Origin of the sequence: Acinetobacter sp. YH01020 (genome assembly GCF_013420275.1) — a bacterium.
Taxonomy (GTDB): domain Bacteria; phylum Pseudomonadota; class Gammaproteobacteria; order Pseudomonadales; family Moraxellaceae; genus Acinetobacter; species Acinetobacter amyesii.
In genome coordinates this window covers 31,924-56,963 of record NZ_VOYN01000021.1, presented here as the reverse complement: position 1 = coordinate 56,963, position 25,040 = coordinate 31,924, and the positions used below count along the sequence as shown (strand labels likewise).

Genomic DNA, 25,040 nt, shown 5'->3' with positions numbered 1-25,040 from the left:
ATTTTGCATGTGACTTGTTCCACTTTAGATATTTGTTTAAGATGAGATGTAACTCATTGAAATGTGTCATCATATTCGTCGTCAGAAAACAAGTATTATGCCATTATTTCAATGAGTTATCTTTTTTGTCGTGTACAAAGTAAAAAGATGTAGAAATTAGTTTTTACACTTTTTAGCTTGGCGGTAAATATCAATATTATCTAGATTAGCTTGAGCAATTTCCATGGCTTGCTGTGCGCTGCTGCTATCCTGTTGTGTATTTTTATTGCCCGAAAAAGCTGTCGCAAATTGACCCATACGCGCGGCTGTTTCAGATTGACCTGAAAATGCGGATAGCGCGTTGCCAGCAAGACCAGCCCATTTTGAAACTTGATTATTTTGCTGTGCTGACGCTTGGCTTAATGCCAGTTGAGATGCTTCCAATGTACGTTCAAAGGTCTTACGCTCAACGCTTAGGTCAGTGCAATCTAAGGTTTTTAAATAACTGGTGCTATAAACACTATTGTTGGTTTGACTAGCTTGATTGAAATTTGAGGCATAGCCACGGTCTGCTTGAGCCACGGCATTGGCAGCTTCTTGACGGCTTTGATTCATACGAGCTTCAGCTTGGTCCATGATCGCGCCATTTTTGGCACCCATTACTGCAACAGCTGCATCCAATAAGCCTGCTTGAGTGAAACATGGTAGGACACAAAGTGAACTGATTAACGTGATTTTTCTTAGCATCTGATTTACCCCGAGTTTTAAATTAAAGTTATAAGAATCTAGAGTATTTTATCTAATTGAAGATGTATTTAAAATATTTATTATACTTAAGTATTTGAATATATTTATAATATTAAGTATTTCTTAAGTGGGTTAAAATATTTTTAAACTGAGTTTTAAAATCTCGACGAGTCAAAGGACCGATGCGCTCATCTGTATTGTGGTGTATTTTGTGTCGGAGAGTCGCATAAAATATAGCGTCATGGACGTAGTGTAAAAGATATTGGATCAATAACTTATGGCGAAAATTCAGCTTGAATATAGTGCAATTACTGACTTCTTTGTGGAGCCGCATGGCTTGAGTCGTCAAGAGGTAATTGCTGTGCGTAAACAAGCCATTTACCAATATCGCAATCAATTACTTGCGCAGCGGCTTAATAGATCATTTGAAAATTCAGATTTTTCAAAGTCTGCGTTTGGTAAGCCTTTTCTTCCTGATTTGCCACACTTTCATTTTAATCATAGTCATAGCCAGCAGCATTATGTTTTGGCCAGTAGTGAAAAAATCGCCAATATTGGTGTGGATATTGAGGATTTAAATCGAAAAGTCCGTTTTGAAGCGATGGCTCAACACAGTTTTCATCCCGAAGAATTGCTTCATTGGGAGAGCTGTGAGCATGATCCTGATTTTTGGTTTAAAGTTTGGACCACCAAAGAGGCGGTACTTAAAGCGTCAGGTTTAGGGATTCGAGTGAACCTGAATGAACTGAATACGCAGTGTCATCCTGAGCAGAATGGTGGGATGTGTAGCCATCCCACCATTGGCACTTTTGCTTATCAGAATATTCAACTGCCGCATGTGATGTTGACGGTGGCATGGCAAAGTGAACAATCTTGCCGAGGCTTTCATTTGCCGAAAATTGAGTTGAATGTCTTATAAATCGGTATGAAATAAAATAACTATAAAAAAAGCCCTGTTCTGGCTGAACAGGGCTTTTTTTGAAAATCAATCTAAACTGGCATTAGATTAGATTTTGCATTTTTTAGAACCTTGGTAGATACCAATGTTGTCGATGTTTGCTTGAGCAGCAGATTTGTTCGCTTGTTGAAGTTCAAGGTTGCTTGCATCAGAAGTATCTTGCTCACCAGCCAAGCTGTTTGCAATGTTGCCTGCACGAGCAGCTTTTTCAGAGTTACCACCGAAAGCAGCAAGAGCGCCACCCGCTAAACCAGCAAATTTGCTTAATGATTTGCCTGGCGCTTGAGCAGATGCTTGGATGTTTGCAATGTTTTTTTCAGCAGCTTCTAAAGAGCGCTTAGCATTCGCTTTTTCAACAGCAAGAGTTGCACAATCCATCGCTTTTAATTCTGAAGATGCGAATTGAGTTGTAGCAAAAGCAGAAATTGAAATAGAAGTAACAGTTGCAAGAACAAGTAATTTTTTCATGAAATAATTCACTTTTATTGTTAGAAAATAAACGCCCGAAAGTAATGGGCGGGTGAATATTATTCAAAAAAAGGAATTTTGTCCTGTTAAAATGTGACAATTGTGTAACTTTGTGTAATTTGCGTACAAATATGATTGCAAAATTAAATGATTAGTAACACGTTGCTATTTGGGTTTTTGTGCAATCCAAATATTACTTAAGCGGTTGACAAATTGCGGGCTAAACTTCGATAAATTAAATAAAAATTTAGCTTTCATCCCCACAGGTGTATGTGTGGCCATTAAGACCGTATCCTTTTTTTGTACCAAGGTATAAATTTGCTGAGCGACATCGCTCGGTTGAAGATTGACGCCCATTTTCTTAATGCTTTGGGCATCCATGTCTTGCACCATCGCGGTTTGAACAAATAAAGGCATCACATCTAAAACGCGAATATTGTATTTTTGCCATTCAATATCCAAACTTTCAGTGAACCCGCGGACAGCAAATTTAGATGTGGCATAACTGGCTAAATCGGCTTGTCCATAAATTGCTGAAGCCGAAGAGAGGTTAATCACACGAGCAAAATTGCTTTGTTTTAAATAGGGGAATGCCGCATAGCAACCGTTTATCACCCCTTTGACATTGATATCAATCGTACGGTGGTGTGCAGACAGTTCCGTATGTTCAAAGCTGCCTGAATGCAGAATTCCGGCATTATTGACTAAGATATTCAGCTGACCTGCCCAAGCAACAAATTCAGCTAAAGCGCTTTGCCACTGCTCTGGTTGTGTTACATCTAAATGTCCAGCTTTGGCATGGCTACCGAGTTCAGCAGCTAAGGAGGTGACTTGAGATTGGTTAATGTCGTAAAGCCCAACTTTATAGCCTTGTTGTATGAATAGTCGTGCAATTGCTGCGCCAATCCCTTGTCCTGCACCACTAATAAAAATACTTTGCATGTTATGCTTCCCTGAATTGAGTTGCTCATTCCCTGAGTGAATTTTGAGCATATCAAATTTTGTAATCGAAACAATGTACTGATGAGTAAATAGCTGGAGTTCACATGGAACAATTATTAGCAGTGATGAAAGAATTACGTGAAAAATGTCCATGGGATCAAAAGCAAACCCCTGAAAGTCTGACTCGTTATGCCATCGAAGAAGCCTATGAAGTTGAAGCGGCGGTTCGTTCAGGTCAGATTGACGAAGTACGAGATGAACTGGGGGATTTGTTGCTGCAAGTGGTTTTTCAGTCGCAGATGTATAGCGAACAAGGCGCATTTGATTTTCAAGATGTGGTGCAAGCCATTACAGATAAATTAATTCGCCGTCATCCCCATGTGTTTCAGGCAGAGCAATTCTCAGCACTCAATGCGGATGATGTGGCAACACTATGGAAACAGATTAAACAACAAGAAAAAGCAGGGAAATCAGTATCTAGATTAGATGAGGTTAAACATGCTCCTGCATTAAGCCAAGCAGATGAAATCCAAAAAAATGTGGCGAAAATTGGCTTTGATTTTCCAGATATTGAAGGGGCTTATGGCAAGCTTGAGGAAGAGCTAGGGGAGTTAAAAGAGGCCTTAGCAGGCAAAAAATCCGACGAAATATTTGATGAATTTGGTGATTGCTTATTTTCTTTGGTGAATGTTGGACGTAAGATTGGCATCTCAAGTGAGATGGCACTTTTAAGTACCATTCATAAATTTAGAAGCCGCTTTGCTTATATTGAAGCACAGGCCACATTACAACAAAAACATGTAGAAGACTTGTCCTTAACTGAGATGGATCAGTTGTGGGAACAGGCAAAACAACAATTAAAACAACAGGCTGAATATGTACCACATCCTAAAGAATAAATACTCTACACAATTACTTGTCTTGGTTTTGGGTTTAATGGCAGATTTAACTTTTGCTCAAAGCCCTTCGGGCTACGCGGAATGGAAAGCCATGCAGCAAGCTCAAGATCAGCAATTAAAAAAGCAATCTGAGGCCTCGAAGTCCAAAGCGACAACTGCACCGAGCAATACCAACTATTATTTGTCACGACCCAGCACTCAGCAAAATAGTCGATCAGATCAAGTACGCTTAAATACAGCCTCAGTTGATGAACTGCAAACATTACATGGGATTGGTCAGAAAAAAGCAGAAGCCATTGTGCAATATCGTAAAAGTAATGGCTTATTTAAAAGCATTGATGATATTCAACAGGTTAAGGGAATCGGTCCTGCGCTGTTTGCTAAAAATAAAGCAAAATTGGCACTTTAAGTGAAGTGTAAAAAAAAGAATTAGGTTAAGCTCAGCTTGAGCATCGAGATAATCAAATTGCCCTTTGATTGTGTTAGAGATATCATTAGCGACATCTTAAGAATTTTACGTTCAGACGTAGGAGACAGCGTCTTTTGCAAACTTTGCGCGCGTCCAAATGTGGTTTATCAACCGCACAATTACCTTCTTCCATTTTAGATGTGATTGATGCCTTAACTAAGGCAGGCTATGAAGCTTATATCGTGGGTGGCAGCGTCCGCGACCTAATGTTGGGTCATGCACCTAAAGATTTTGATGCTGTAACTAATGCGACACCAGCTCAGGTGAAAGAAGTCTTCGGGCGACGTTGCCGAATTATTGGTCGTCGTTTTGAGCTGGCGCATGTCTACTCAGGACGTGAACTGATCGAAGTTGCGACCTTCCGTGCGCCGCCTAAAAAAGCCGTGACTTCTGCTGCGGGCATGATTTTACGTGATAATAATTGGGGTACGATTGAGCAAGACTTTGCACGTCGTGACTTCTCGATCAATGCAATGTATTACCAACCACGCAAAGGCGAAGTGCTAGATTTTTGTCATGCAGTAGATGACATAAAACATAAAATGTTGCGTTTATTGGGTGATCCACAACTACGTTTTGAAGAAGATCCTGTGCGGATGCTTCGGACTTTACGTTTTGCAGCCAAATTAAACTTTAATATTGATCAAAAAATTCTGGATGTCTTTACTCCAGAACTTACTCAATTGCTGCGTGATGTGTCTCCACATCGTTTATACGATGAGTCACAAAAGCTTTTTACCATGGGGCATCTCAATCGCGTCTTACCGATGCTGATCGATTTTGGTATTTGGTATCAATTATTTGCAGATATCAAACCAGTCGTAACGCCATTTATTGAGTTGGCTGCAAAAAATACCGATCAACGTATTTCGATTGGGAAAACCATTAACCCTGCATTTTTCTATGCCGTGTTATTGTGGATTCCGTTCCAAGAACGTTGTACGTTCTATCTGAATAAAGGTGTGGTTCCTGCTGAAGCGCGTGCTCAAGCAGGCTTGGATGTATTGAAGCGTCAGGCTACACGAACCATTATTCCACGCTTTGCCGAAACATTTATTCGTGAAGTTTGGGAAATGCAAACCCGTTTACTAAGTCCAAAACCACAGCAAATTGAAGCACTTTCAGGTCATGCACGTTTCCGTGCAGGCTTTGACTTTCTGCTGTTGCGTGAAAAATCGGGCGATACAACCACGCAAGGCATGGGGCAGTGGTGGGATGCTTATCAGCAGATGAGCACTGACGAAAAAGAACGAGCAATTAGCCAATATAATCGTCAACGTGCCAAGAGTCGTCGTAAAGCGGCGCATGAAGATGTGGAAGCCAAAACTTCTACTCATCAGCAAGTTGAAATTGAACCGCTGGTGAATGAACCAGAAAGCAGAAGTCGCCGTCAACGTAAGCCTAAATCACATGCCAATAGTCTAGAGACAGTGTCAATCGTTGCAGCGTCAGCCAGTGGTGAAATTGGTGCAGATCATCCGATTTTAAAACGTAAACGTGTGAAACGAGATTTGACTCAGGTTATTTTTGGGCCAACACAATGACGCTGACATATATTGGTTTAGGCAGTAATTTAGGTGATTCTCTACAGATCCTTAGTGAAGCGGTGCATAAACTTGCAACACTCGGAAAAGTGAAAGTCTCAAAACTGTATCAAAGCCCGCCAATGGGTCCACAAGATCAGCCGAATTATTTAAATGCAGCGGTTGCATTAGAAACTGATCTAGCACCTTTGGCCTTGTTGGATGAATTGCAACGCTTTGAACAAGAGTCGGGGCGTGTACGCCTACGTCATTGGGGGGAGCGTACACTTGATTTAGATTTACTGATTTATGGTGAACAGCACATTCAAAATGAACGTTTGACGGTGCCTCATGTTGGTGTTTTAGAACGTGATTTTGTGTTGAAACCTTTGTTGGATTTAGATGAGAATCTACTGATTAAAGGACAACCATTAAAAGATTTACCTATTTTGAATAATCCAAATTTAACTGTATTGGATGCAGGAAACTGGGCCCATCTTTAATTTTTGTATGACCACTTGAGAAAGCCGTCATCTGAGGAATATTGAAATGATTAGTCTAAGTGACTTGAAAAAATTTAAAGCGGAAGGCCGCAAATTCTCCTGCCTGACTTGCTATGATGCGAGCATGGCAAAAGCAATGGAAGTTGCTGAAGTCGATAGTATTCTGATTGGTGATTCATTGGGGATGACCATTCAAGGGAATGACTCAACTTTACCTGTCACTGTTGAAGATATGGTATATCACACTGCAGCAGTGCGTCGTGGCAATAAACATGCGTTTATTTTGACTGATTTGCCATTTATGACCTATGCCACTTTGAATGACGCTTTAGTGAACTCAAAGATCGTGATGCAAGCAGGCGCGCAGATGGTCAAATTGGAAGGTGGCGCATGGTTGTCAGAAACAGTTGAAGTATTGACCCGTAATGGTATTCCAGTGTGTGTGCATTTAGGGTTAACTCCGCAATCGGTTCATGTGTTTGGCGGTTATAAAGTGCAAGCACGTACACGCGAAACCGCGAATCAACTCATTGCAGATTGTAAAGCTGTGGTTGATGCAGGTGCAGCAATTTTACTTTTGGAATGTGTTCCTGCCCAAGTGGGTAAAGAAATTAGTGAATTATTCCCAAATACACCTGTGATTGGGATCGGTGCCGGTGCAGAAACGGATGCTCAAGTCTTGGTTCAACAAGATATGTTGGGACTGACGTTTAGTCACGTGGCGAAATTTGTTCGCAACTTTATGAAAGAGCAAGCAGGGGAAACGGCAATTGTGGATGCGTTTAAGGCGTATCATGCTGCCGTACTTGATGGTAGTTTCCCTGCCAAAGAACATACATTCCAAATTGAGCTGTAAGACATGAAAACTGAAACAACGATTCAAGGTTTAAGTGCATCGCTAAATCCAGCACGTGCTGCGCGCAAAATCATTGGTTTTGTACCAACGATGGGGAACTTGCATGAAGGTCACCTTAATTTAGTTCGTGAAGCACGTAAACTGTGTGATGTCGTGGTGGTGAGTATTTTCGTTAACCCAATTCAGTTTGGTCCAAATGAAGACTTTGACAACTATCCACGTACTTTGGAACAAGATCAGCACTTATTGGCTGAAGTGGGTTGTGACATCGTGTTTGCACCGACTGTTGAACAAATGTATGGCAACAAACCGCGCTTAACCAATATTAGCGTGGGCGGCATTACCAATGATTTGTGTGGCGAGCAGCGTCCGGGTCATTTTGACGGTGTTGCTGTTGTTGTGACAAAACTCTTTAATATTGTTCAACCGAATTTTGCATTCTTTGGGCAAAAAGATTACCAGCAACTTGCAGTGATTCGTCAGTTTGTACGTGACTTAAATATTCCACTAGAAGTGATTGGTGTGCCGATTACTCGTGCTGAAGATGGTTTGGCATTGAGCTCACGTAATGGTTATTTAAGTGCGGAAAATCGTGCGATTGCACCAACGATTTACCAAAGCTTGAAAACGGCTGAGGCAGAATTACATGCTGGAACTCAACTTGCAGATGTGTTAGCGAATATTAAAGCAACATTGACAGCAGCGGGTTTTGTTGTGGACTATGTTGAAGCACGTACACCTGAATTACAGAAAATTGAAGAATTTGATCAAGACGTGGTGTTGTTTATTGCGGCTAAATTAGGCGCAACACGTCTTATTGATAATATGCAGGTTAAATATACTGCAGTTTAAAACGGCTATGGGGTAGCAAGCGATGAAGCGCATTTTAATTGTTACAGGACAATCTGGATCTGGAAAGTCATCTGCATTACAGATACTTGAGGATTTGGGCTATTACTGTATCGATAATTTGCCATTGGCCTTACTCCCCGAAATTGTTGAAAAACTCGATTCAGAAAATAATCTTGAACAATTGGCACTGGGTGTGGATGTCCGCAGTACACGTGCAGATTTACAAGAGTTCGATTTGGTTTTTCAACAGCTACAACGCCATGGCTCAGTCGATATTATTTATTTGACCACGCGTGATCAGGAATTGATTGCGCGATTCAGTTCATCTCGACGTCCCCATCCGTTGGCAAGTCGTTTCAAAAGTTTAAATGAGTGCATACAGGAAGAAAAATCTTTACTGTTACCGATTCAATTACGCTCGACAGTACATATTGATACTACAGACAAGAGCGTACATGATTTAAAACATACCTTGCTGTCTAAACTCGGACAGGCAGATAATTTAATTTTGATCTTACAGTCTTTTGGCTATAAGCATGGTATTCCTCTCGATGCAGATTATGTTTTTGACGTCCGTCATTTGCCCAATCCACACTGGGATATGGAATTGCGTAAGTATTCAGGATTGGATGAGCCAGTTCGTCAGTTTTTACAACAAAGTGAACAAACCAATGAAATGTTCCAAGATATTTATAATTTCTTGGATAAATGGCTGCCGGCATTTGCCGAAGGGCATCGTCATTACATGACGGTGTCGATCGGTTGTACAGGTGGGCAACACCGTTCGGTATATATCGTAGATAGACTAAAAAAAGCACTTGAGGCAAAATGGTCTATTCAGGTTCTACATAGAGAAATGAAGCACTGGTCATGATCGACACAACTGTTGACGTAATTAATAAACTGGGTTTACATGCGCGTGCATCTGGCAAGCTAATCGAAGTCACGACCAAATTTCGCTCGTCGATTCAAATTGGTAAGGGTGGAAAATTAGTAGATGCCAAAAATATTATGTCTTTGCTGATGCTTGGCGCAGGCAAGGGCACAACTTTACGCTTAGTGATTGAAGGTGCAGATGAAGAAAAAGCTTTATCTGAAATTCAAGCACTGTTTGCAGCAAAATTTTACGAGGCAGATTAAACGTGGCACGTCGACCGAACCGCTATACAGAAGAAGACTTTGAATCCTTAGAAGGACGTGCAAGTAAAACTGAGCAAAAGAAAGCTGTACAACGTATGGCTGCTTTGGGCGAGGAACTTGCAAAACTGAATCCTAAACAGATTAAAAATCTTCCTGTTGAAGAGCGTCTGATCGAAGCACTACTAGATGCACAAACCATTACTTCACATGAAGCGCGACGCCGTCAGTTTCAACGTGTAGGTAAATTACTGCGTAATGAAGATGAAACCATGATTTTATCTTACTTAACCCCGCAGCAAGGTGCGAAAAAAACAGCGCAGCTTCAACGCTGGACTGAACGTATGATTGCCCAAGGTGATCCCGTCATTAAAGAGTTCATGAAAGCACATAATGCTGCTGAACATCATCCTATTCGTCAGCATATTTTGCGTATTCAACGTGATATAGCAAAAAATGTAAGCGAAGAAGAACTGACTGCGTCAAAGTTGAAATTGTTTAACTACATTCAACAAGTGGCTTTATTATCTGATAACTAATGCATGATTAGATAGCCAAGTGCATAGATAGCTCAATGATCAGAGAATTCAACATGATCTGATCATTAAAGCAAAACGTGAAGTTATAGACTTCATATCAAAAAAGCGACCTGATTAGGTCGCTTTTTTTGCTTAAATGTTGAAAAAATCATGCTTGGCTTTTGAGTTTTAACATTAACCAAATTCACCAACAGCGCGCTCTTTAGCCCATTCACGGAGAACGAACTTCTGAAGTTTACCTGTCGAGGTTTTTGGAATTTCGGTAATCACTACATCTTTAGGTACTTTGAAACGTGCAAGGTGCTGCTTACAGAATTCGATCAGTTCTTCAGGCGTTGCTTCTTTACCTGCTTTTAATTCAATAAAGGCACAAGGCACTTCTTGCCAACGAGGGTCAGGTTTTGCAACCACTGCAGCTGTCAGTACAGCAGGGTGTTGATATAGAATTTCTTCTACTTCGAGCGATGAAATGTTTTCACCCCCTGAAATGATCACATCTTTAGAGCGGTCAGTAATTTTGGCATAACCGTCAGGTTGGCAGACGGCTAAGTCGCCGGTATGGAACCAGCCACCGGCAAAGGCTTCAGCCGTTGCTTCTGGGTTTTTCAAATAACCCTTCATTACGATGTTGCCACGGAACATGATTTCACCCATGGTCTGGCCATCATGCGGAACAGGTAACATGGTTTCAGGATCAATGACTTTCATGCCATCTTGAAGCGGGTATGGCACACCTTGGCGAGAATGCAACTGTGCTTGTTCTTGAATGGAAAGATCAGACCAACCAGCTTGCGATGCGCAAAGTGCCGATGGACCATATGTTTCAGTCAAACCATAAACATGTGTGACATTGATGCCAATATTACGCATCCCTTCAATAATCGCTGCAGGTGGCGCTGCACCAGCAACCATCACTTCAACGCGATGGTCAAATTGCGCTTTTTTCTCTTCAGGCGTATTGATCATCATTGAAAGTACGATTGGCGCACCGCAGAAATAATCTACTTTGTGTTCTGCGATCAGTTTGAAAATCAGTTCAGGGTCAATTTTACGTAGACAAATATTGGTTCCGCCATTGGCTGCCATTGTCCAAGCAAAGCACCAGCCATTACAGTGGAATAGAGGAAGCGTCCACAGATACGTTGCACGTGGCGTCATGCCGCAAGCAATGATGTTACTCGCTGCATTGATATATGCGCCGCGGTGATGATACACCACGCCTTTTGGATTCCCTGTGGTACCCGAGGTATAGCTTAAACTAATCGCATCCCATTCATCTTGAGGTAAGTGCCACTCAAAGTTGGCATCGCCTTGCGCCAACCAGTCTTCAAATTCAATTTGTCCAATCGGTTGTGCTGTGCCTTCAAATTCAGCATCTGCAACATCAATGACATAAATGTCTTGATCGATCAGAGCCAAAGCTTCGGTGGCAACTTGAGCAAATTCAGGGTCAACCAACAGGACTTTGGTTTCTGCATGTTCCAGCATGAAGGCAATGGTTTTCGCATCAAGGCGTGTATTTAGCGTATTTAGTACAGCACCCGCCATCGGTACGGCAAAGTGTGCTTCAACCATAGCCGGAACGTTCGGTAATAACACAGACACGGTGTCGTTTTTGCCAATGCCTAATTGTTGCAACTGATGTGCAAATTGACGACAGCGGTTATATGTTTGGCGCCATGAAATATGACGATTGCCATGGATAATGGCATCCTGATCAGGATAAATATAAGCTGCACGCTCTAAATAACGTAGAGGCGAAAGTGCCACAAAATTTGCCGGGGTCCGTGGCAATTCATCGTATGCGCTAACCATCGTGGTACTCCAAGTCCATGTCTATTTGTTTTAAATCTGACTTAACAATAATTCAGTCCGTAGCTTCTCTGCATTTATGCTTTAGTCGAGTATTTACACTAAATTTTTAAGTTATTGAAATTGAATAAAATAAAAACAGTAAAGTGACGAAAATGAACCCTGTGGTTCTCAAAATTGATTTTTTAGAATAAATAATTTAGCTGAAAAATAGACAATAATTGTTGGTTTTTTATGCTGATTTTGCAGATATTTCCGTGTGTGATCTTTTTTATTGATTCGGTTTGAATGATGCTTAACGAATAATGTAGAGCGCCTTGAATAGTCTTTGTGGGGATATAAACGAATGATATTTTCTTTAATTGATCGTGGCTTATTTGCTGTTTTTTAACAATAAATTTAAATTTGAGAAGATGCGAAACTTCGTATAATCTAAGTAAAAAATCAAGATGGCTTGTACATTAACATTGCAAAAGCGGAAATCAAAAATAAAACAATACGGCTAAATACAATAAAAAGTATGGCGACAAGGATGAATATGACAATTCAACACGACATTGCATGGGAAAATTGGTCAGGTGCTCAGAAGTCGATCCCGAAGTCATTTACACAACCGCAAAATCTTGAGCAATTAATGGATGTGGTGCAATCCCATCCTAAGATTCGCTTGGTTGGCGCAGGGCACTCATTTAGCCCTTTGGCAAAAACTACAGATACCTTAGTACGTTTAGATCATCTCAAAGGCATTCTAGATATCGATGTAGAACGCTGCCAAAGTACCGTCCAAGCTGGCACAAGATTATTTGATTTGGGGGAGAAGCTCGCGTCTTTTGATCAGGCACTGATTAATCAAGGTGATATTGATCGTCAAAGTTTGGCTGGAGCGATTGCAACAGGGACGCATGGTACCGGACTCGAATTACCATGTTTATCGGCATTGGTTACGGGGTTTGAGTTATTAACCGCGCAGGGCGAATTACTACAATGCAGTGCTGAACAGAACAGCGAAATTTTCCAAGCAGGGCGTGTTTCACTCGGGAGTTTAGGCGTGCTGACGCATGTACAGCTGCAAAATCGGCCGATGTATAAACTCAAAGAACAAACGCGATTATGTCCGCTGAAAGATGTCATGCAGAATATGCAGCAATGGCAATATGCACATCGACATATTGAGTTCTGGGTATTTAGTCATGCCGATCAGGTTATTTTAAAAACCTTAGATGAGACGGAAGATAACCTTCAACCGCGGAAAGAACAGTGCTTAGATGACGACGTATTACTCAAATTTTGTGCAGAATTGACGCGATTCTTTCCACCACTGAATCCATGGCTACAAAAATTATTGGGTGTTTTTGTCAAACCTTCGATGAGCGTAGATTGGTCAAGTCGAATATTTCCTTCTGCTCGAAATACAAAATTTAATGAGATGGAATACCAGATTCCGCTGCAACACGGGATGAATTGTTTAGAAGAAATTTTGCATACCCTTCGACGTCATAAGGTGCCGATGTTTTTTCCGCTAGAATATCGACTTGTACGTGGGGATGATATTTGGCTCAGTCCGTTTTATCAGCAAGATTCGGCCTCAATTTCGGTGCATCAGTTCTATAAGCAAGATTATCAAGTCATCTTTAAGCTCGTGGAGCCGATTTTTTTAAAATATGGCGGGCGTCCGCATTGGGGGAAATTGCATAGCCTAAATGCGCGGCAGCTTCAAAATGTGTACCCCAAGTGGCAGGATTTTTTAAAGATTCGACAAGAATTAGATCCTCAGCAAAAGTGGCTCAGTCCCGAGCTACAGCAGTTGCTGATTGATTAGGCATCGTGGAAAGTTAAACGTTGAAGACCAATCGAACGATATGAAAAAGGGGATGGCATGGATGCATATTTTCAAAAGTTGAATTCACTGTTAAAACAAAATGGTACGGGGATGCCGCAGTTAATTGTGGATGTTGCAGCATTAAATCACAACTTGGTGATCACTCAGCAGCAGATACCACACAGTCTGCATCCGCGCTTGGTGGTGAAATCCTTGGCCTGCATGGCATTGCTCCAACATTGTGCTACACAGCTTCAGACACAGCGTTTCATGCTATTTCATTTTGCACATCTGAAAACACTTTTCGAATCGATGCCGCAAGCCGATGTGTTGTTTGGGAAACCGATGCCGATTCAGGCCTTGAAGCATGCAGACAAGGCCTTTTTGCAGGCAACGCAATCGCAAGTGCAATGGCTGATTGATAGTGAACAGCGTTTAGCCCAATACCTCAAATTTGCTGAGCAGCATCAACTGTGTCTACGCATCAATATTGAAATCGATGTGGGGCTACACCGTGGAGGTCTGAAAACGATCGATGAGCTAAAGGCTGTTTTGGATGTAATCGTTCAACATCCCCAACATTTAAAATTTTCAGGATTAATGGGCTATGACGCACATGTGGCGAAGATTCCACGGCTGATCCAATCTGCTGAACAGACTTATCAACAGTCCCAGCAAAGTTATCAACAATTCAAAGCTTATGTAGAACAGCGCTACCCAACCTTATGTGATGAACACACCTGTTGGAATGGTGGTGGTAGTCCTAGTTTTAGTTTTCATTGTCAGCAGAGTGTCTGTAACGAAGTCTCGTTTGGCTCGATGTTATTAAAACCTGCAGATTTTGAACTGAAAAATTTACACGCTTTCCAAAGTGCCTTGTGGATCGCCACACCCGTGTTAAAAGTGTTGCCAAGGACAGAATTACCACAGTTAGAATGGCTCAGTCGTTGGGCAAAATCTCAGGCTGTGTTTATTTATGGAGGCTATTGGCGAGGGGACTATGTTTATCCTCAAGGCAGTCAGCCCCATGCATTATATGGTCGAAGTAGTAATCAGGAACTTGTGCAAATTCCGCAGACAAGTAGCATAGACATAGATGATTATATTTTTTTACGCCCTGCGCAAAGTGAAATGATCATCCCTCAATTTGCACAGCTTTGGTTGTATCAATCAGATCAATTGATCGCCTTAGAGACATTCAGAGAATAAAAAAGCGTCCTTACGTTCTTTGGTTCAATTGTTTCGCAATTTTTTTTTACGTGCGTAACATCAGTTATGAATGAGAACGTGATTATTATGTTGACAGCATAAAGCGTATTTCGGCTGAAATCTGCTTGAATTATCAGGAGTCTTGTAAAAGGCGGTAGAAAAATCAACTTCCATGGGATTAGAGGTTTATTAAAGTTGGCAGGGCGTGTAAAATTTAGGTCGAATTTTATTTATCCACCGTTTTTATCTTTTGAGGGTCTCCCTCGATCATAATCTCGCGGTGACATGCTCCATTGTACGGGGCATCACTCCTTAAGGATTTTTATATGCCAATTATCACTTTGCCAAATGGCGATCAAAAAGAATTTGATCATGCCGTGTCTGTGATGGAAGTTGCTCAAAGCATCGGTCCTGGTCTAGCAAAAAATACAGTTGCGGGTCGTGTAAACGATCGTTTAGTTGATGCGTCTGATTTAATTACAGAAGATGCTAGCCTACAAATTATCACGCCTAAAGATGAAGATGGTATTCACATCATTCGTCACTCTTGTGCGCACTTGGTGGGTCATGCAGTTAAGCAATTGTTCCCAGAAGCAAAGATGGTCATTGGTCCTGTCATTGAAGAAGGTTTCTACTATGACATCTGGATGCCACGTCCCTTTACTTTAGACGACATGGCAGCAATCGAAGAGCGCATGAAAAAGCTCATCGACCAAGACTATGATGTCATCAAAAAAATGACTCCACGTGATGAAGTGATCAAAGAGTTCACTGCACGCGGCGAAGAATACAAACTGCGTCTGATCGAAGACATGCCTGAAGAAACTGAAATGGGCTTGTACTATCATCAAGACTACTTGGATATGTGTCGTGGTCCGCACGTTCCAAATACTAAATTCTTAAAATCGTTCAAGTTGACTAAAATCTCTGGTGCTTACTGGCGCGGTGATGCGAAAAACGAACAGCTACAACGTATTTACGGTACAGCTTGGGCGGACAAAAAACAGTTAGCTGCCTACATTAAACGTATTGAAGAAGCTGAAAAACGCGATCACCGTAAAATTGGTAAAGCGTTAGACTTGTTCCATATGCAAGAAGAAGCGCCGGGTATGGTGTTCTGGCATCCAAACGGCTGGACGATTTACCAAGTGCTTGAACAATACATGCGTAAAGTTCAACAAGCTAATGGTTACCAAGAAATTCGTACACCGCAAGTGGTTGATTTCACGCTTTGGGAAAAATCAGGGCACGCAGCTAACTATGCTGAAAACATGTTTACGACTCACTCAGAGAACCGTAACTATGCAGTAAAACCAATGAACTGCCCATGTCACGTGCAAGTCTTCAACCAAGGTTTGAAATCTTACCGTGATCTTCCAATTCGTTTGGCTGAGTTTGGTTCATGTCACCGTAACGAACCATCGGGTTCATTACACGGCATTATGCGTGTACGTGGCTTTACACAAGATGATGCGCATATCTTCTGTACCAAAGAACAAATCGGTACTGAAGTTGCAGACTTTATTAAACTGACATTAGATGTTTATAAAGACTTCGGCTTTGAAGAAGTACAAATGAAGTTGTCGACACGTCCAGAAAAACGTGTGGGTGATGACAAACTTTGGGACATGGCAGAAAAATCTTTAGCAGATGCTTTAGATGCTGCAGGCCTAGAGTGGGAACTTCAACCGGGTGAAGGCGCATTCTACGGTCCGAAAATTGAATTCTCATTGAAAGACTGCTTAGGTCGTGTATGGCAGTGCGGTACAATTCAATGTGACTTTAACTTACCAGAACGTTTAGATGCGTCTTATGTGACTGAAGATAACGACCGTGATCAGCCTGTAATGTTGCACCGTGCAATTCTTGGCAGTTTCGAGCGTTTTATTGGTATACTTATTGAACACTATGCTGGTTTCATGCCACCTTGGTTGTCTCCAATTCAAGCATGTGTGATGAACATTACCGATTCACAAGCTGAAGCATGTGAGTCAGTCGTCGCTAAACTTAAAGAAAGCGGTATCCGCGCGATTTCAGACTTGAGAAATGAGAAAATCGGCTTTAAGATTCGTGAACGTACTTTAGAGCGTATTCCTTACTTATTGGTTCTTGGGGACCGTGAAGTTGAGGAAGGTACTGTAAACGTCCGTACTCGCTCTGGAAAAAATTTGGGTACTATGTCAATTGATGCATTCGTTGACCTAGTAAAAGCAGCCGTAGCCGAACGCGGCCGGTACATTGTGGAGTAAAAGCGATTAAACAGCCTGACCGTAATCAACAGGGCGGAAAATCAAACCGTCCTGCCTTGAATGATGAAATTCGTGCAAAAGAAGTCCGTCTAGTAGACGAAAATGGCGAGCAAAAAGGGATTGTATCTCTTGCTGACGCTTTGCGTGCTGCAGAAGCAGTAGATCTTGACCTTGTTGAGATTGTTGCTAATGCTGAGCCACCAGTCTGCAAAATCATGGATTTTAACAAGCATTTGTTTGATCTAAAACAAAAGCAAAAAGAAGCGAAGAAAAAACAACATCAAGTACAGGTGAAAGAAATCAAGCTACGCCCTGGTACTGATGTTGGTGACTACAACGTTAAACTACGTGCCATTATCAAGTTCCTTGAAGAAGGCAATAAGGTAAAAATCACGCTTCGTTTCCGTGGTCGTGAAATGGCACACCAACAGTTAGGTTTGGCTCAATTGCAAAAAATTGAAGCTGACGTGGTTGACTATGGTGTTGTTGAACAAACACCAAAAATGGAAGGCCGTCAAATGGGTATGCTGCTTGGTCCTAAAAAGAAAAAGTAAGTATCCATTAAAAAAGCACTGCATTTGCAGTGCTTTTTTTTGCCTATATTTTGGTTTTTAATCTCAATGATGTTCAAGGGCACAAATAATTTTTGCTGCGTATTGATTGGAAAATAGAGCAAAATTCATGAATGCGAACTTATGTCTGAGAGTATTAAGTAAGTTTCTTTAAGAAAGATAAATTTGATTATATTTTAATTGATATTCAATCGTTGTTTCGATTCAGACGTTTTGAAATGCTTTAATTTAGTTTTAATGTAGGTATAAAGTGAGCAAAGCTTTTTATTGAGCTAACTATGTGAGATCTATTTACATAAAACAGGCCGTGAAATAGGGGTTTTCAGTACCCTCCAATAGATTTTCATCTTGGTAATATTAGGTCGTATATTCCATGTCATAAAAGCAATCAGAACAAAGTACATTTCATATAAATAGATAGTAATACAGAGTAGGATTATTTTTTGCAAGATACGCCAAAATTTAAAAAGAGTAGATGAGCAGCTTGTAAGCCAGACCCACCAAGGATTCATTAAAAACACCTATATGGAGTATTTAGTTTGGAATAAAAAATCAGAACATAAAATTTGCAATCGAGACACTATATTTTTGAGATGGGATGATTTTAATTCTTTTTTATCATGTTACGAATTTAACTATTTTTTTCAAAAAAAAGACCCCGAAGGGTCTTTTTTTATGAGAGTTTACTCAGCGCTATTTTCTTGGACAGGACTTTCTATCAATGCCTTTTTGCCAATTGGAATTTGGCGTGGTAGTTTTTCTTCAGGAATAATACGCTGTAAGTCCACTGTCAATAAACCATTTTCATATAGGGCTTGTTGCACTTCTATATGTTCATCTAAGCGTAAAGACAGTTTAAATGTACGACGAGCAATGCCTTTATGCAGGAATTCCACAGTTGTATCTTGCGCTTCAGTTGGTTTACCTGAAATGCTTAGCACTTGATTTTCTAAGTTTAGCGAAAGTTCATCTTCTGTAAAACCTGCGGTTGCCACCACAATGCGATAGCTATTTTCAGCCGTTTTTTCAATATTGTATGGCGGGTAATTTGGTGTGTCGCTTTGCATGGCATAATCAAATAAATCGTTGAAACGATCAAAACCAATGCTACGACGGAAAAGTGGGTTAAGATTTAAACTACTCATAATTAGAACTCTCTTTAATAAGCAAAGTTGTAACAATAAGAAATGTTCAGTGATGCTTGGCATCCACTGTTCACTAACAAGATCGTTTGATCCTTGTACATGTATCAATATCGGTCTGTGCTGATTTTTTTCAAGGGATTTTTATAAAAATTTATATTTTTTGAATTTTTGTACCTTAAGTGATTTTAAAAGCAAAGTTATAATTCACATTTTAACGTTACTTTTCAGAAAAACTGACAAGCTTTCACTGGATTAAACATGTTATACATAAAGCAAAATGAGATTGCCTTACTGAAAATTAAAAAGGAATATAGATGATTGATCTCTACTATTGGGGTACACCCAATGGACATAAAATTACCATCGCTTTAGAAGAAATGGGTTTGGAATACCAAATTTTTCCGATTAATATCTTGGAAAATGATCAATTTCAGCCAGACTTTTTGAGAATTTCTCCGAACAATAAAATCCCTGCAATCGTGGATCAGAATGGCCCACGAGGAGAGTCGATTTCAGTTTTTGAGTCTGGTGCGATTCTGCAATATCTTGGACGTAAAACAGGTTCGTTTTATCCAGAAGATGAGTTTGAGCGCGTTGAAGTTGAACAATGGTTGATGTGGCAAATGGGTGGTTTTGGGCCCATGTTAGGACAAAATCATCATTTTAGTCGTTTTGCACCTGAACGTATTCCGTATGCAACTGAACGTTATGTAAATGAATCTAAACGTTTATATAAAGTTTTGAACCATCAGTTGATTGGTCAAAAATTTGTGGCTGGAGAGTATTCGATTGCAGATATGGCTATTCTGCCTTGGGCACTGCGTCATGAATGGCAGCAAATTCAGCTGGAAGATTATCCATACGTGAAAGACTATATCGATCGACTGACGGCCCGTCCAGCGGTACAAAAAGCCTTAGCAATACACGTTTAAAAAAAGAGCATGGAAACATGCTCTTTTTTTACGAAATAAATAGAAGCTTTTTCCACCAAGGTCTTTGGTTTTCTTTCAGGGTCTTGAGTGAGAAGGGCTGTAAGGTAACAAAGGGGGAGGCTACACCATTTTCGATATAAGGTTTGAACTTGGCACGTAAAAGTGACTGCTCAACCCGCTTATCAATGTGTGTAAGTCCAGAGCTTTTGATTAATTCAGCTTTTTGAACTTCGCCGGTGGCTAAAACATATAGTTTGAAACTGAGGTCACGATTTTGATTGCCCAGATCGTCATTGTTGAAGTTAAAGATAGGTCGCTTTTGCCAAATCATTTGATCTTGTGTAATCACGTGTTGTTTGGCAACTTCAGAAGGACTTTGTGCATATAAAGTGGTCAAAATTTGTAATAACACAATAAAACTTAAGCAAAGAATTTTTTTCATAAAGTGAGTTAAAATTATTCAATATTTGCGTGGCAGATTAGAAGTCTCATGTATAAAAGTAAAGTGCGGAAAGACTCACCTTAAGATTTTAGATAGGACGGAAGAAAATTCTAACGCTGTGTTAGAATGCGGCGCTGCCGAAAAGAACGCGTTGTTGACGGCTTAGTTGGACGATTTTGCCATGAAAGACTTTTTCTTAAATTTTACCCGTATTGTTGAAAATAACCCAAGAATCTATTGGAGTATTATTTTTGGTATTGCAGGCTGCTTAGTGCTATTTGTCGTTGAAATTGTGCATGTTCAAAATATTCTTGCAGATTTACATACCAAAGATCAAAACTTGATGCGAGCTGTGATTGAACCGATTTCTTCACAATATAAATGGTCGAGAATCGTTGTAATTGTTGCAGCAGTGCTTTGGTCAAATTTTGAATATTTGAAGTCGAAGAAAAAATTAGGTCTCTAAGCATTCGTTTCGATGTGGTCGTTTTTAGTTTTATTCTTCGCGGCATTTGGGGCTGCGACCTTACTTCCTTTACAGTCCGAAGCCGTATTGCTCGGTTTGTTGAGCTATGGTCAACATAATCCATGGCTGCTGATTGTGGTGGCCAGTATTGGTAATATTCTCGGTTCTTGTGTGAATTGGTGGCTCGGTTTAAAAGTAGAACATTATAAAAATAAAACATGGTTTCCCGTGTCAGAGCTGAAAATGCAGCAGGCACAGGGTATTTATCACAAATATGGTTATTGGTCTTTGCTACTGAGTTGGCTGCCGATTATTGGAGACCCTATTACTTTAATTGCGGGTTTAATGAAAGAAAACTTCTGGCGCTTTGTGTTCATGGTGACCGTAGCGAAAACCGGGCGTTATCTCTGTATTTATCTTATATTTTTAGGTTTCTTCTGAGATAAAACAGGGCATTGAAACATTCAATCCCTGTTTGAAATGTTGAATCTATTACTTATTTACAGCCATTTACTTGAAACTGAATTTCATCTTTAAAGTTCGACTTTTTGTAGATCCAAAGGGTGCTCGCAGTACGTTTAACCGAGATCTGACTATTTCTTAGTGCTTCAACGACTTTCTGATCGAGTGCATAAATGCCAGAGCCTTGCTTGATCTTCACCTTTTTCACTTGTCCGTGTTTGTCCACTTTAAAGTTAAATTTGACTTTACGATCGTGCTGTTTCAACTCATGACTAGTGAGGTCTAATTTTGGTTGAGATACATATTGGAATGGCGTTTTCTTATTTGCACTTTGTGCATTCCAAACTTTTGAATCAAAGTTGAAATCACATTCAGGCGTATTGCCTTTAACTCTCAAATTAAACGCTTGATAGCCAATAATGGCTTTGGATTCACCATTTTCTAAATGTGGTTTGACTTTAGCTTTTTTGACAGCAGCAATTAAGATTCGGTCGAGTTGATCGACCCCTGTACTTTCTTCAACACTTGCATCGGTAATGGTGCCTTTTGCATTTGCTGTAACACGAATAATGGCCGCGCGGTCACGTTGCTTAAGGTCTTCATTGGCATATACCGGTTTTGGAAAAACCGACCAATTTAAACGCGTGGTTAAATGCGCAGGAGCAACTTCAATATTCTGTGCAGGAAGTTGATGGGTTTTGGTTGAAGCACTAAACGCTATAGAAAATGGAGCGCAGGCCAAAAGGGTTAAGCACAGATATTGTTTCATAAGTCTATTCTAAGATCACAAAGTGAGTGATGAATGCGTCGATATTGCTGCGCAGTATTTCCTGTATTGGAAATACTGGCAAGGTGTAAATGAAAAATATTCTCTTATTTTTTCGACTGGTGAGTAATGTCCACGCCAAATAAATCACGTGTTTTCGCCCAACTGATTGCTACTACAGCCATTGTCATACAGCCACCACATAGGAAGATGGGTCTTTGCCGATGAGCTGGATGCTCATGATTCGCGATCCCATGAGGTTTATAGCAGGCATAGTAAATGAAAAAAATGGCGACTTTTATTCATGGTCACTCTAGCAAATGCAGGTAGATATATTTTTATCAAGCTACATTTTATAGGCTAATTTTAATGATTTAATTATTTTCACAATCACTGCTATCGAGACGAATTTGATCTGTAACTGTCATTTTAAAAAATGGAAACCATGATTTTTTAGATTGAACTGCTGTATGGGAAATGATTTGTTTGATTTGTTCATCGATATATTGATTACCAGAACTTTCTATCAGTGTAATGTCTGGAGTGGTTACTGTATTTTTTTTCATTGTGAATGTTATGGAGATAGACGGACTAGTTTTAGTGAACAGACTTCGATCTAAATAGATAGATTGTAAAGTTCGTTGATATTTAAATGCGGTTTTTGCGCCTTTGTCTTGAGCTTCATAAACATTTGAATGAAGTTCTATTTTGCATCGAGGTGAAATACGACTTGGGGAATCAGTATTTTCTTCAATAGTTTCTAGTTTAATAGGTAGGTCAGCAACAAATGAAGTGGCTTGACCATGCTCTATATAAGGCTTAAATCTTGCATATCTTAAGGATACGCTGATTTTTCGATCCAAAGCATCTAAGCCTGTACTTTTGAGAGTTTCGACTTGAGTCACTTTACCAGTCTCATTTACATATAAACGTACAAGAAATTCACGAGACTTACCTTTTAGATCATTTGCATTAAAGTCAATTCTTGGTGTTCTAAGCCAACTAACATCACTAGATTTTAATTTAACTTCTTTGGGCATGGTGTTTAGGTTAGTATCAGCATAGGAATAGCCACATAAAATACTGCTCAGTAAAATCAATGTTTTAATTTTCATAAAATAAATCTTAAATTATTAAAATAAAGGAGAAAAATAGAGTGTAAATCATCCATAAAAAAAGGGCAAAATGAATATTTGCCCTTAATATGATCGGTAAATTTATTTTTTTAAATTTTCATTACTTTGGGTGATATCTACTTTAAATAAATCATGTGTTTTTGCCCAGCTGATTGCAACAACAGCCATGGTCATACAACCACCAAAAAGTGTCGCCATGATCGTGCCCATGTATTTTGCTGCAAGTCCCGATTCAAAAGCTCCAAGTTCATTACTGCTAGAAACAAACATGCCATTCACCGCAGCAACACGACCCCGCATATTTTCAGGTGGATAAAGTTGCAAAATGGTCTGACGAACCACCACAGACACGCTGTCACATGCCCCAGTCATTGCCAGTGCAAAGAGTGATAACCAAAGATTGCTTGAAAATGCGAATAAAATGGTAAATACACCAAAACCCGCTACAGCCAATAACATATTACGCCATGCATGATGAGTTGGAGGGAATTTGGTCAATGCAATCATGGTGATCAGGGCGCCAATAGACGGTGCTGCCCGTAAGTAGCCTAAACCTTCAGGCCCCACTTTTAAAATATCTTCGGCAAAAATCGGTAAGAGTGCAATCACGCCACCAAAAAGCACAGAAACTAAATCGAGTGAAATCGCCCAAAGGACAATTTTGGTTTTCCAGATAAAACGAAAACCTTCACTTAAACTGTCTTTTAAATTGTCAGATTCAATTTTAGGGAAACTGCGTTTACTGAGCAGATTAATAAGGACGAAGCAGAGCGTTAGTAGTGCTGCAACACTGAGCAAACTTGTTTCACGGCCTAAAAATGCCAACATAAAACCGCCAAGCATTGGCCCAATAATTACCCCACTTTGCCAACCAATCGTTGTCCATGTTGCACCATTGGCATAGAGCTCCCGCGGGATTAAAAAAGGTTTAAGCGACGTTGCAGACGGATTATAGAAACCACGGATTGTTCCAAGCCCAAAAATGACCACATAAATTCCCCAAGACAGTTGGGTGACATCAATTTGGCCGAGACCGTATTGGTGAAATAACCCCCAAAGAATCAGTGGCATCGGTAGAGAAAAAAACAGACAAATTTTCATAATGGTCTGTTTATTGAAACGATCTGCAAAGTATCCTCCCCACAAAGAGAGAGCAATAAAAGGAATTGCTTCGGCTAAACCAATTAAGCCCAGTGTTAGCGGGTCTTTAGTGATTTGATACAGTGAGTAAGCAACAATAATTTCTTGAATCAAAATGGCTAAGGTCAGACAAAATTGATTAAGCGTAACAATCGAGAAATCCCGATAACGTAGGGCTGCAAAAGCATCCTGTGCAGGTTTCATAATGGACATTAATAGTTGGCGTGCCGATATTATATAAGCCTTATTGTGCATCGCTTATAAAATCATCGGAAAATCTATATCAGAAAATTAATTAAGTTCGATATTCGGTAGAAAGATTCGCTTTTGTTTTGAGCAAAGATGCTTTAGAATACTCGCTCCCTTACCTGCAGGGCGTCTTTGCAATGGTGCAGACGTGCCGAACAGGTGTTCAAAAGAGGTTCTTATGCCTAAGATGAAAACTCGCCGTGGTGCAGCTAAACGCTTCAAGCCAACTGCAAACGGTTTTAAACGTCACCAAGCGTTCAAACGACACATTTTGACCAAAAAATCTGCTAAGCGTATCCGTCAATTACGCGGCTGTGTAATGGTTCACGTAAGTGACGTTGCTTCAGTTCGCCGTATGTGCCCATACATCTAAGGAGATTATAAATGGCTCGTGTTAAACGTGGTGTACAGGCTCATCGCCGTCATAAAAAAATTCTTGCTCGTGCTAAAGGTTACTACGGCGCTCGTTCACGCGTATATCGCGTAGCGTTCCAAGCAGTAATCAAAGCAGGTCAATATGCTTACCGTGACCGTCGTCAAAAGAAACGTCAATTCCGTGCTCTATGGATTGCGCGTATCAATGCTGGTGCTCGTCAAAATGGTTTGTCGTACAGCCGTATGATCGCTGGCTTGAAAAAAGCTCAAGTGATTATCGATCGTCGCGTACTTGCTGACATCGCTATGCATGACGCAGTTGCGTTTGCTGCTTTAGCTTCTAAAGCTAAAGATGCATTAGCTGCATAAGTCTTTATGACTTAAAGAAAGACCG

Annotated in this window: 28 protein-coding genes; 19 read left to right on the top strand and 9 right to left on the bottom strand. The window is 40.4% G+C overall.

Annotation, left to right across the window (positions count from 1 at the left end; genetic code table 11):
- Positions 1 to 156 precede the first annotated feature (156 nt).
- Complete coding sequence (locus FTT85_RS09820; RefSeq protein ID WP_180183448.1) at positions 157 to 726, bottom strand: hypothetical protein; 570 nt, start codon at positions 724 to 726, stop codon at positions 157 to 159.
- A gap of 277 nt (positions 727 to 1,003) precedes the next feature.
- Between FTT85_RS09820 and FTT85_RS09815 the strand changes: the two genes are divergently transcribed.
- On the top strand, positions 1,004 to 1,645 hold the full coding sequence (locus FTT85_RS09815; RefSeq protein ID WP_180183447.1) for a 4'-phosphopantetheinyl transferase superfamily protein: 642 nt from the start codon (positions 1,004 to 1,006) through the stop codon (positions 1,643 to 1,645).
- An 87-nt stretch (positions 1,646 to 1,732) separates the two neighbouring features.
- On the opposite strand, the gene FTT85_RS09810 is transcribed toward FTT85_RS09815, so the two are convergent.
- Positions 1,733 to 2,152: a hypothetical protein gene (locus FTT85_RS09810; protein ID WP_180183446.1), complete on the bottom strand. Its 420-nt coding sequence runs from the start codon at positions 2,150 to 2,152 to the stop codon at positions 1,733 to 1,735.
- Between the two features lie 165 nt (positions 2,153 to 2,317).
- Entirely contained in the window at positions 2,318 to 3,094 is a 777-nt protein-coding gene (locus FTT85_RS09805) for an SDR family oxidoreductase (protein ID WP_180183445.1), read from the bottom strand.
- A gap of 104 nt (positions 3,095 to 3,198) precedes the next feature.
- Between FTT85_RS09805 and mazG the strand changes: the two genes are divergently transcribed.
- The 9 genes from mazG to yjgA all read left to right on the top strand — a co-directional run bounded on the left by mazG (position 3,199) and on the right by yjgA (position 9,872).
- On the top strand, positions 3,199 to 3,993 hold the full coding sequence (gene mazG, locus FTT85_RS09800) for a nucleoside triphosphate pyrophosphohydrolase (RefSeq protein ID WP_180183444.1): 795 nt from the start codon (positions 3,199 to 3,201) through the stop codon (positions 3,991 to 3,993).
- On the top strand, positions 3,971 to 4,402 hold the full coding sequence (locus tag FTT85_RS09795) for a ComEA family DNA-binding protein (protein WP_111884737.1): 432 nt from the start codon (positions 3,971 to 3,973) through the stop codon (positions 4,400 to 4,402). The genes mazG and FTT85_RS09795 overlap by 23 nt, the downstream gene beginning before the upstream one ends.
- A 134-nt stretch (positions 4,403 to 4,536) precedes the next feature.
- Positions 4,537 to 6,006 (top strand): polynucleotide adenylyltransferase PcnB, encoded by a 1,470-nt coding sequence (gene pcnB, locus FTT85_RS09790; protein ID WP_180183443.1) that lies wholly within the window; start codon positions 4,537 to 4,539, stop codon positions 6,004 to 6,006.
- On the top strand, positions 6,003 to 6,488 hold the full coding sequence (folK, locus tag FTT85_RS09785; RefSeq protein WP_180183442.1) for a 2-amino-4-hydroxy-6-hydroxymethyldihydropteridine diphosphokinase: 486 nt from the start codon (positions 6,003 to 6,005) through the stop codon (positions 6,486 to 6,488). The genes pcnB and folK overlap by 4 nt, the downstream gene beginning before the upstream one ends.
- A gap of 46 nt (positions 6,489 to 6,534) precedes the next feature.
- On the top strand, positions 6,535 to 7,344 hold the full coding sequence (panB, locus tag FTT85_RS09780) for a 3-methyl-2-oxobutanoate hydroxymethyltransferase (RefSeq protein WP_180183441.1): 810 nt from the start codon (positions 6,535 to 6,537) through the stop codon (positions 7,342 to 7,344).
- Positions 7,345 to 7,347: 3 nt separating this feature from the next.
- Positions 7,348 to 8,196: a pantoate--beta-alanine ligase gene (panC, locus tag FTT85_RS09775; protein WP_078192648.1), complete on the top strand. Its 849-nt coding sequence runs from the start codon at positions 7,348 to 7,350 to the stop codon at positions 8,194 to 8,196.
- 22 nt (positions 8,197 to 8,218) lie between these two features.
- Complete coding sequence (gene rapZ / locus FTT85_RS09770) at positions 8,219 to 9,070, top strand: RNase adapter RapZ (RefSeq protein WP_078189595.1); 852 nt, start codon at positions 8,219 to 8,221, stop codon at positions 9,068 to 9,070.
- Entirely contained in the window at positions 9,067 to 9,336 is a 270-nt protein-coding gene (locus tag FTT85_RS09765; protein WP_067763492.1) for an HPr family phosphocarrier protein, read from the top strand. Before rapZ ends, FTT85_RS09765 begins: the two co-directional genes overlap by 4 nt.
- A 2-nt stretch (positions 9,337 to 9,338) precedes the next feature.
- The gene (gene yjgA, locus FTT85_RS09760; protein WP_078189593.1) at positions 9,339 to 9,872 is read left to right on the top strand and encodes a ribosome biogenesis factor YjgA; all 534 of its coding nucleotides are present in this window, start codon (positions 9,339 to 9,341) and stop codon (positions 9,870 to 9,872) included.
- A gap of 174 nt (positions 9,873 to 10,046) precedes the next feature.
- Here the strand turns inward: yjgA and FTT85_RS09755 are convergent, their stop codons facing one another.
- Positions 10,047 to 11,687 (bottom strand): acyl-CoA synthetase, encoded by a 1,641-nt coding sequence (locus tag FTT85_RS09755; protein ID WP_111884733.1) that lies wholly within the window; start codon positions 11,685 to 11,687, stop codon positions 10,047 to 10,049.
- Between the two features lie 535 nt (positions 11,688 to 12,222).
- Between FTT85_RS09755 and FTT85_RS09750 the strand changes: the two genes are divergently transcribed.
- The 4 genes from FTT85_RS09750 to infC all read left to right on the top strand — a co-directional run bounded on the left by FTT85_RS09750 (position 12,223) and on the right by infC (position 17,515).
- A complete protein-coding gene (locus FTT85_RS09750) occupies positions 12,223 to 13,503 on the top strand; it encodes a D-arabinono-1,4-lactone oxidase (RefSeq protein ID WP_180183451.1) in 1,281 nt (426 codons plus the stop codon).
- 57 nt (positions 13,504 to 13,560) lie between these two features.
- Complete coding sequence (locus FTT85_RS09745; RefSeq protein WP_180183440.1) at positions 13,561 to 14,712, top strand: alanine racemase; 1,152 nt, start codon at positions 13,561 to 13,563, stop codon at positions 14,710 to 14,712.
- Between the two features lie 326 nt (positions 14,713 to 15,038).
- Complete coding sequence (gene thrS, locus FTT85_RS09740) at positions 15,039 to 16,961, top strand: threonine--tRNA ligase (RefSeq protein ID WP_078189589.1); 1,923 nt, start codon at positions 15,039 to 15,041, stop codon at positions 16,959 to 16,961.
- Between the two features lie 5 nt (positions 16,962 to 16,966).
- Positions 16,967 to 17,515, top strand: a complete 549-nt coding sequence (gene infC / locus FTT85_RS09735; protein WP_078192643.1) for a translation initiation factor IF-3 — start codon at positions 16,967 to 16,969, stop codon at positions 17,513 to 17,515.
- Positions 17,516 to 18,216: 701 nt separating this feature from the next.
- Here infC and FTT85_RS09730 read toward each other — a convergent pair.
- A complete protein-coding gene (locus FTT85_RS09730; RefSeq protein WP_168378471.1) occupies positions 18,217 to 18,678 on the bottom strand; it encodes an Hsp20 family protein in 462 nt (153 codons plus the stop codon).
- 314 nt (positions 18,679 to 18,992) lie between these two features.
- Between FTT85_RS09730 and FTT85_RS09725 the strand changes: the two genes are divergently transcribed.
- On the top strand, positions 18,993 to 19,610 hold the full coding sequence (locus FTT85_RS09725) for a glutathione S-transferase N-terminal domain-containing protein (protein ID WP_180183439.1): 618 nt from the start codon (positions 18,993 to 18,995) through the stop codon (positions 19,608 to 19,610).
- A 28-nt stretch (positions 19,611 to 19,638) separates the two neighbouring features.
- On the opposite strand, the gene FTT85_RS09720 is transcribed toward FTT85_RS09725, so the two are convergent.
- A complete protein-coding gene (locus FTT85_RS09720) occupies positions 19,639 to 20,052 on the bottom strand; it encodes an energy transducer TonB (protein ID WP_180183438.1) in 414 nt (137 codons plus the stop codon).
- 181 nt (positions 20,053 to 20,233) lie between these two features.
- Between FTT85_RS09720 and FTT85_RS09715 the strand changes: the two genes are divergently transcribed.
- Both FTT85_RS09715 and FTT85_RS09710 read left to right on the top strand, forming a co-directional pair.
- A complete protein-coding gene (locus FTT85_RS09715) occupies positions 20,234 to 20,518 on the top strand; it encodes a hypothetical protein (protein ID WP_180183437.1) in 285 nt (94 codons plus the stop codon).
- A 12-nt stretch (positions 20,519 to 20,530) separates the two neighbouring features.
- Positions 20,531 to 20,959 carry a YqaA family protein gene (locus FTT85_RS09710; protein WP_168378474.1) on the top strand — a complete coding sequence of 143 codons (429 nt, stop codon included), beginning with the start codon at positions 20,531 to 20,533 and terminating at the stop codon, positions 20,957 to 20,959.
- Positions 20,960 to 21,014: 55 nt separating this feature from the next.
- Here FTT85_RS09710 and FTT85_RS09705 read toward each other — a convergent pair whose 3' ends face one another.
- The 3 genes from FTT85_RS09705 to FTT85_RS09695 all read right to left on the bottom strand — a co-directional run bounded on the left by FTT85_RS09705 (position 21,015) and on the right by FTT85_RS09695 (position 24,226).
- Positions 21,015 to 21,749, bottom strand: a complete 735-nt coding sequence (locus FTT85_RS09705) for an energy transducer TonB (RefSeq protein ID WP_180183436.1) — start codon at positions 21,747 to 21,749, stop codon at positions 21,015 to 21,017.
- A 371-nt stretch (positions 21,750 to 22,120) separates the two neighbouring features.
- Positions 22,121 to 22,861, bottom strand: a complete 741-nt coding sequence (locus tag FTT85_RS09700; protein ID WP_180183435.1) for an energy transducer TonB — start codon at positions 22,859 to 22,861, stop codon at positions 22,121 to 22,123.
- 102 nt (positions 22,862 to 22,963) lie between these two features.
- On the bottom strand, positions 22,964 to 24,226 hold the full coding sequence (locus FTT85_RS09695; RefSeq protein ID WP_180183434.1) for an MFS transporter: 1,263 nt from the start codon (positions 24,224 to 24,226) through the stop codon (positions 22,964 to 22,966).
- A gap of 223 nt (positions 24,227 to 24,449) precedes the next feature.
- On the opposite strand from FTT85_RS09695, the gene rpmI reads away from it, so the two are divergent.
- A complete protein-coding gene (rpmI, locus tag FTT85_RS09690) occupies positions 24,450 to 24,644 on the top strand; it encodes a 50S ribosomal protein L35 (protein ID WP_065994397.1) in 195 nt (64 codons plus the stop codon).
- Between the two features lie 11 nt (positions 24,645 to 24,655).
- A complete protein-coding gene (gene rplT / locus FTT85_RS09685; protein WP_004647525.1) occupies positions 24,656 to 25,015 on the top strand; it encodes a 50S ribosomal protein L20 in 360 nt (119 codons plus the stop codon).
- Positions 25,016 to 25,040 lie beyond the last annotated feature (25 nt).